This window comes from Streptomyces ficellus (assembly GCF_030406405.1).
GTDB classification, from domain to species: Bacteria; Actinomycetota; Actinomycetes; order Streptomycetales; family Streptomycetaceae; genus Streptomyces; species Streptomyces ficellus_B.
In genome coordinates this window covers 86801-94189 of the sequence record NZ_JAUEPL010000024.1, presented here as the reverse complement: position 1 = coordinate 94189, position 7389 = coordinate 86801, and the positions used below count along the sequence as shown (strand labels likewise).

Sequence of the window (7389 nt, the reverse complement as noted above, 5' to 3'; positions counted from 1 at the left end):
ACATCGGCCGCGCCCGTGAGCACGGCGAGCTGGTGGGCGGGTTCAAGTCGGTCGCCGAATCGCTGGAGACGGTCGCCGCCAAGATGGGGCTGCAGCAGTTCGGCAAGGAGGGCGAGCCCTTCGACCCTCCCCCGCCCCTTGGGCGGGGGCGGGCGGCGCGGCTACCCGCCCGGGCGGTGGCGGAACTCCAGCCACGGGCCGCGGCGCGGCCTTGGGCAGGCGCCCCGGAAGGTGTCCGGCGCTCCGGCCCACAGGCGCGGCCCGGGGCGGGGCGGGCTGTCCCAGCCCCGTGGCGTCAGCCGTTGCGGGGGCTGGGGAAGGCGCTGGGGCGGGTTTCCTCGCGGAGGGAGTGGGAGCTCGCCGTGGGCTGGGGCGGCATCGAGCGGGCCGCCGGCACCGCCGGCATCGTCCGCGCACCGCCCGGCTCCACGGCGTGCTCGGCGTCCGGGGCGGTCGCCGGCTGGGCCGCCGCCCGCCTGGCGCCGTACCGACGGTGGACCGCCTGCTTGGTGACCCCGAGCGCGGAACCCACCGCGTCCCACGAGAAGCCCAGCGAGCGGTCGAAGTCCACCGCCGCGGTCACCAGGGTCTCGACGCTGTCCCGCAGCTCCTGGGCGAGCCGGACGGTGGGGGCCGGGGCCCGGCCGTAGACGACGAAGCCCGTGGACGGGCCGGATCGCCGTGGGCGGTACACATTGCCGAGCTGGGCGGTGAGCGTGCGCAGTGCGTCCACCTGCCGGCGGACCCGCTCGATGTCCCGCACCAGCAGGTGCAGACTCGCCCGGGCTTGGGCGTCGTGGGTTGCGTGGTCGGCCATTGACAAGCCTCTCGAACCGGCGTTGAAAAGGGGCGGGCCGCACCGGGGCGGCCCGTTTCGGTCAATCTGCCTTGACCAACGCGCCACCCGTGGTCGGGGTAACGCTGCGGAGGCGTATACGCATATGCGCGGGGCGCGCAGCTCTTCGTACGTACGCCCCCTTCACCCCGGGGCCTAAACTGGTGCGTTGCCCGCCACCGCCCCGAGACAGACAGGCAGTCAGCCACCGATGAAGCTCGTCTTCGCAGGCACCCCCGAGGTCGCCGTACCCGCCCTGGACGCCCTGATCGCCTCGGACCGGCACGAGGTGGCGGCCGTCGTCACCCGGCCCGACGCGCCCGCCGGCCGCGGCCGGCGACTGGTCGCCAGCCCCGTCGCCCAGCGTGCGGAGGAGGCCGGGATCGAGGTTCTGAAGCCGGCGAAGCCCCGGGACGAGGACTTCCTCGCGCGGCTGCGCGAGATCGCGCCCGACTGCTGCCCAGTGGTCGCCTACGGCGCCCTGCTGCCCCGGGTCGCCCTCGACGTGCCCGCCCACGGCTGGGTCAACCTGCACTTCTCGCTGCTGCCCGCCTGGCGTGGCGCCGCGCCCGTACAGCACGCGATCATGGCCGGGGACGAGATCACCGGCGCGTCCACCTTCCTCATCGAGGAGGGACTCGACTCCGGGCCGGTGTACGGGACGGTCACCGAGCGGGTGCGGCCCACCGACACCAGCGGTGACCTGCTCACCCGGCTCGCCTTCGCCGGCGCTGGGCTGCTGGCCGCCACCATGGACGGCATCGAGGACGGCACGCTCAAGGCCGTACCGCAGCCCGCCGAAGGCGTCACCCTCGCCCCGAAGATCACCGTCGAGGACGCCCGCGTCGACTGGCACGCCCCCGCGCTCCGCGTCGACCGCGTCGTACGCGGCTGCACGCCCGCGCCCGGCGCCTGGACCGTCTTCCGCGGCGAGCGGCTCAAGCTCATCCAGACCGCGCTGGTCCCCGACCGCACCGACCTGGCCCCCGGCGAGCTGTCGGCGGGCAAGAACCACGTGTACGTCGGGACCGGCTCGCACGCCGTCGAACTGCTCTGGGTCCAGCCGCAGGGCAAGAAGCCGATGCGCGGCGCCGACTGGGCGCGCGGCGTACGGATCGCCCCGGGGGAGAGGGCCGGCGGGGCCGACGTGGACGCCTCAGGCGCGTAAGAAGTCGATTTCGGAGCCTTGAGTCCGGCTGCCGGCAGGGTTGGACCTCCCTTCTAGGGACGACGTGGCCACGTCGCACTGAGGCTCCGGCCGGCGCGCGAGCCCGCCACCAGCCAGGTGGTGGCGGTGGGGAAGACGCCGAACGCCGCCCGTCTCGTACGAGGTGTCGCCCCGATGTAGCGAAGGCAGCCCGGGCGCTCGCGCAGGACCGGAGAGAGCGCAGCGCTCCGGTTCCGTCGCTGAGAAGGGATTAGGCTGAGAGGGTTCGAGCCACACCGAAAAGCGGAGCACCTTTTGAGCGAGCAGTCCCGTCGCCGTCCCCCCAAGCCGTACCGCCGCCCCAAGAAGGACCCGGTGCGGATCCTGGCGTTCGAGGCGCTGCGCGCCGTCGACGAGCGCGACGCGTACGCCAACCTCGTCCTGCCGCCGCTGCTGAAGAAGGCCCGCGAGAAGGAGGACTTCGACGGCCGGGACGCGGCGCTCGCCACCGAGCTGGTGTACGGCACCCTGCGCCGCCAGGGGACCTACGACGCGATCATCGCCGCGTGCATCGACCGGCCGCTGCGCGAGGTCGACCCGCCGGTGCTGGACGTGCTCGCACTGGGCGCGCACCAGCTGCTCGGTACGCGGATCCCCACGCACGCGGCGGTCTCGGCCAGCGTCGAGCTGGCCCGCGTGGTGCTCGGCGACGGGCGGGCCAAGTTCGTCAACGCCGTACTCCGCAAGATCTCGCAGCAGAGCCTCGACGCCTGGCTGGAGCAGGTGGCCCCGCCGTACGACGAGGACGCCGAGGACCACCTGGCCGTCGTGCACTCGCATCCGCGCTGGATCGTCTCCGCGCTGTGGGACGCCCTCGGCGGCGGCCGCGCCGGGATCGAAGACCTGCTGGAGGCCGACAACGAGCGGCCCGAGGTCACCTTGGTGGCCCGCCCCGGGCGGTCCACCACCGATGAGCTGCTGGACGTGCTGGGCGAGGAGGCCGGGCTGCCGGGCCGCTGGTCGCCGTACGCCGTGCGCCTGGCCGAGGGCGGCGAGCCGGGCGCCATCGACGCCGTACGGGAGGGCAGGGCCGGCGTCCAGGACGAGGGCAGCCAGCTCGTCGCGATCGCCCTCGCCAACGCCCCGCTCGACGGCCCCGACGAGCGGTGGCTCGACGGCTGCGCGGGCCCCGGCGGCAAGGCGGCCCTCCTGGGCGCCCTGGCCGCCGGGCGCGGCGCCGCCTTGCTCGCCTCCGAGAAGCAGCCGCACCGCGCCCGGCTGGTGCAGCGGGCACTGGCCGGGAACCCCGGCCCGTACCAGGTCATCGCGGCGGACGGCACCCGCCCGCCGTGGCGCCCCGGCTCCTTCGACCGCGTCCTCATGGACGTGCCGTGCTCGGGCCTGGGCGCGCTGCGCCGCCGCCCCGAGGCCCGCTGGCGGCGCCGCCCGGAGGACCTGGAGAGCTTCGCGCCGCTGCAGCGCGCCTTGCTGACCGAGGCGCTGCGGGCCGTCCGGGTGGGTGGCGTGGTCGGGTACGCGACGTGCTCGCCGCACCTGGCGGAGACCCGGGTCGTCGTGGACGACGTGCTGAAGAGGACGGGCGGCGCGGAGCTGATCGACGCCAGGCCCCTGATGCCGGGCGTCCCGGCGCTGGGCGACGGACCCGACGTACAGCTGTGGCCGCATCTGCACGGCACGGACGCCATGTACCTGGCGCTGCTGCGGCGCACGGCGTAGCCGGATGCGGGTGACCGGACGGGGTTCCGGACGGGGCTCGGACGGGGTTCCGGGCGGGGGTTGATACGCCGGGATTGCGGCATGTGCGCCGCGTCCCGGAAAGCCAGGGCGGGCATCGGGTAAAGGAAACCCCATGGGGCATGGCAGGCTTGGCTCATGGCCCAGATCAACCCCAGCATTCTGTCCGCCGATTTCGCCCGGCTCGCCGAAGAGGCGAAGGCCGTCGAAGGCGCCGACTGGCTCCATGTCGATGTCATGGACAACCACTTCGTGCCCAACCTCACCCTGGGCGTCCCGGTCGTCGAGTCGCTCGGCCGGGCGACGGACACCCCGCTGGACTGCCACCTGATGATCGAGGACCCCGACCGCTGGGCCCCGCAGTACGTGGAGGCGGGGGCCGGGTCGGTCACCTTCCACGTGGAGGCGGCCGCGGCGCCGGTGCGCCTCGCGCGGGAGATCCGCGCCAAGGGGGCCCGCGCCTCGATGGCGCTGAAGCCCGCGACGCCCATCGAGCCGTACGAGGACCTCCTCCCCGAGCTCGACATGCTCCTGATCATGACCGTGGAGCCGGGCTTCGGCGGCCAGGCCTTCCTGGACATCATGCTGCCGAAGATCCGCCGTACCCGGGAGCTGATCTCCAAGCACGGCCTTGAGCTCTGGCTCCAGGTCGACGGCGGGGTCTCCGCCTCCACCATCGAACGGTGCGCCGAGGCGGGCGCCGACGTCTTCGTCGCCGGTTCCGCCGTGTACGGGGCGGAGGACCCGGCCGCCGCGGTGCGTGCCCTGCGGGAGCAGGCCACGGCGGCGACGGCCACCGCCGCGTGGGCGTGCGGCCACTGAACCGAGGGGGCGAGCCACGGCCGAGCCACGGGGGAGCGACGGGCGGATGAACGCAGCCCGACAGGACCGATCAAGGACCGCCACATCTGCGAGGATGGCGATCCGTAGTGTGAACAGCAGTGAGGAGAGCGCGGTGTCTGCTATGTCGGCGGGACGGCCAGCCCTGCGGATGGGACCCGCGGAGCTCGTGCAGGCGGCGGCCATGGCCCGTCGCTTCTATCTCGAGGGCAAGTCCAAGATCCAGATCGCGGAGGAGTTCGGCGTCAGCCGCTTCAAGGTGGCGCGGGTCCTGGAGACCGCCCTGGAGCGCGATCTCGTACGCATCGAGATCCGCGTGCCCGCCGAGCTGGACGCCGAGCGCTCCGACGCGCTCCGCGCCAGATACGGCCTGCGGCACGCCGTGGTCGTCGAGTCCCCGCCCGAGGGCGAGGACGCCTCGCCCGACCCCGAGAACCTGGGTGAGGTCGCGGCCGACCTGCTCGGCGAGCTGGTGGCCGAGGGCGACGTCCTGGGGCTGGCCTGGGGCCGGTCCACCATCCACATGGCCGCCGCCCTCGACCGGCTGCCGCCCTGCACGGTCGTCCAGCTCACCGGCGTGTACGACGCCGGGACCGCCGAGCGCGGCTCGGTGGAGGCGGTGCGGCGCGCCGCCCAGGTCTCCGGCGGCGAGGCGCACCCCATCTACGCGCCCATGCTGCTGCCCGACCCGGCGACCGCGGCCGCGCTGCGCAGCCAGACCGGGATCGCCCGCGCCTTCGACTACTTCGACAAGGTCACGGTCGCGGCGGTGTCCATCGGCTCCTGGGAGCCGGGCATCTCCACCGTCCACGACATGCTCACCGACGAGGAGCGCGCGCACTACGCCTCGCTCGGCGTCGCGGCCGAGATGTCGGCCCACCTGTTCGACTCGAACGGGCGCCGGGTGGGGCGCGACCTCGGAGAGCGCTGCATCACGGTCGAGGCCGACCGGCTGCGGCGTATCCCCGAGGTCGTGGCCATCGCGGGCGGGCGGCGCAAGGCGGCGGCGATCGGCGCGGTGCTGCGGTCGGGGCTGGTCACCAGCCTGGTCACGGACACCATGGCGGCGGACTACCTGCTGCACGAGTTCACGCCCGGGCCCCGCCCGGCGCTGGACCGCGCGGACCCGGACGAGTAGCCGGCGCCACGCCGGGGCCAGGCTCGGCGCCGCGCCCGTCCGGGGCTTGGAGGAAGCGACAAGCCGCGCTTTCGCGGCCTGGAGCTTTCACCTGCGGCGTACGTGTGTGCGGACATGGGACAATGAAGTACGTGCGTTTTCCCCCCGGCTGAAATGCCCGGGGGCCAACTCCGAACGACTGGGATGTTCAGCACGTGCGTTTCCTCAATGACCTGAAGCCGCCGTACGACCTCACGTACGACGACGTATTCATGGTGCCTAGCCGCTCGGCCGTGGGCTCCCGCCAGGGCGTCGACCTCTCCTCCCCCGACGGCACCGGGACCACCATCCCGCTGGTCGTCGCCAATATGACCGCGATCGCGGGCCGCCGCATGGCCGAGACCGTCGCCCGGCGCGGTGGTCTCGTCGTCATCCCCCAGGACATCCCGATCGACGTCGTCACCGACGTCATCTCCTGGGTCAAGAGCCGCCACCACGTGCTCGACACCCCGATCGTGCTCGACCCGACGCAGACCGTCGCCGACGCGCTGCACCTGCTGCACAAGCGGGCGCACAACGCCGGTGTCGTCGTCGACGGCGACCAGCGGCCGGTCGGCGTCGTCACCGACGCGGACCTGACCGGTGTCGACCGCTTCACCCAGCTGTCCGAGGTCATGTCCCGGGACCTGCTGCTGCTCGACGCGGACATCGACCCGCGCGAGGCGTTCAACACGCTCGACCACCACAACCGCCGGTACGCCCCCGCCGTGGACAAGGACGGCCGCCTCGCGGGCATCCTCACCCGCAAGGGCGCCCTGCGCGCCACGCTCTACACCCCGGCCGTCGACGCCAACGGCAAGCTGCGCATCGCCGCCGCCGTCGGCATCAACGGCGACGTGGCGGGCAAGGCCAAGCAGCTCCTCGACGCGGGTGTCGACACGCTCGTCGTGGACACCGCGCACGGTCACCAGGAGTCGATGATCTCCGCGGTCAAGGCCGTCCGCGGTCTCGACCCGCAGGTGCCGATCGTCGCGGGCAACATCGTTGCCGCCGAGGGCGTACGCGACCTCATCGAGGCCGGCGCTGACATCGTCAAGGTCGGTGTGGGCCCCGGCGCCATGTGCACCACCCGCATGATGACCGGCGTCGGCCGCCCGCAGTTCTCCGCCGTGCTGGAGTGCGCCGCCGAGGCGAAGAAGTACGGCAAGCACGTCTGGGCCGACGGTGGCGTCCGCCACCCGCGCGACGTCGCCATGGCGCTCGCCGCCGGTGCGTCCAACGTCATGATCGGCTCGTGGTTCGCCGGTACGTACGAGTCCCCGGGCGACCTCCAGCAGTCCGCAGACGGCCGCCTGTACAAGGAGTCGTTCGGCATGGCCTCGGCGCGTGCCGTCCGTAACCGTACGAGCGAGGAGTCGGCGTACGACCGGGCCCGCAAGGGGCTGTTCGAGGAGGGCATCTCCACCTCCCGGATGTTCCTCGACCCGGCCCGCCCGGGTGTCGAGGACCTGATCGACTCGATCATCGCGGGCGTCCGCTCGTCGTGCACGTACGCCGGAGCGGCCTCCCTGGAGGAGTTCGCCGAGAAGGCCATCGTCGGCATTCAGAGCGCCGCCGGGTACGCGGAGGGCAAGCCGCTGCACGCCAGCTGGAACTGACGCTCCGACAGGGCCGCCTTCCGCCGTGCGCGGGAGG

General features: G+C 73.4%; 6 protein-coding genes and 1 pseudogene. 6 read left to right on the top strand and 1 reads right to left on the bottom strand.

The annotated features are described in order from the left end of the window. A pseudogene (locus QWM81_RS17425) lies at positions 1–128 on the top strand (nucleotide exchange factor GrpE); the annotation flags it as partial. 167 nt (positions 129–295) lie between these two features. Here QWM81_RS17425 and QWM81_RS17420 read toward each other — a convergent pair. Then, positions 296–817 (bottom strand): hypothetical protein, encoded by a 522-nt coding sequence (locus tag QWM81_RS17420; RefSeq protein ID WP_290112939.1) that lies wholly within the window; start codon positions 815–817, stop codon positions 296–298. 229 nt (positions 818–1046) lie between these two features. On the opposite strand from QWM81_RS17420, the gene fmt reads away from it, so the two are divergent. The 5 genes from fmt to QWM81_RS17395 all read left to right on the top strand — a co-directional run bounded on the left by fmt (position 1047) and on the right by QWM81_RS17395 (position 7352). Next, positions 1047–2003, top strand: coding sequence for a methionyl-tRNA formyltransferase (gene fmt / locus QWM81_RS17415; protein WP_290112938.1), 957 nt, complete (start codon positions 1047–1049; stop codon positions 2001–2003). A gap of 294 nt (positions 2004–2297) precedes the next feature. Beyond that, entirely contained in the window at positions 2298–3719 is a 1422-nt protein-coding gene (locus tag QWM81_RS17410) for an RsmB/NOP family class I SAM-dependent RNA methyltransferase (protein WP_290112937.1), read from the top strand. Between the two features lie 156 nt (positions 3720–3875). After that, positions 3876–4559, top strand: a complete 684-nt coding sequence (gene rpe / locus QWM81_RS17405) for a ribulose-phosphate 3-epimerase (protein ID WP_290112936.1) — start codon at positions 3876–3878, stop codon at positions 4557–4559. 109 nt (positions 4560–4668) lie between these two features. Further along, complete coding sequence (locus QWM81_RS17400; RefSeq protein ID WP_290112949.1) at positions 4669–5715, top strand: sugar-binding transcriptional regulator; 1047 nt, start codon at positions 4669–4671, stop codon at positions 5713–5715. Positions 5716–5909: 194 nt separating this feature from the next. Continuing rightward, the gene (locus QWM81_RS17395) at positions 5910–7352 is read left to right on the top strand and encodes a GuaB1 family IMP dehydrogenase-related protein (RefSeq protein ID WP_290112935.1); all 1443 of its coding nucleotides are present in this window, start codon (positions 5910–5912) and stop codon (positions 7350–7352) included. The last annotated feature ends 37 nt before the right edge of the window (positions 7353–7389 follow it).

Coding starts and splice junctions, on each gene's coding strand:
- QWM81_RS17420 (WP_290112939.1), bottom strand. CDS start 817: ATGGCCGACCACGCAACCCACGACGCCCAAGCCCGGGCGAGTCTGCAC.
- fmt (WP_290112938.1), top strand. CDS start 1,047: ATGAAGCTCGTCTTCGCAGGCACCCCCGAGGTCGCCGTACCCGCCCTG.
- rpe (WP_290112936.1), top strand. CDS start 3,876: ATGGCCCAGATCAACCCCAGCATTCTGTCCGCCGATTTCGCCCGGCTC.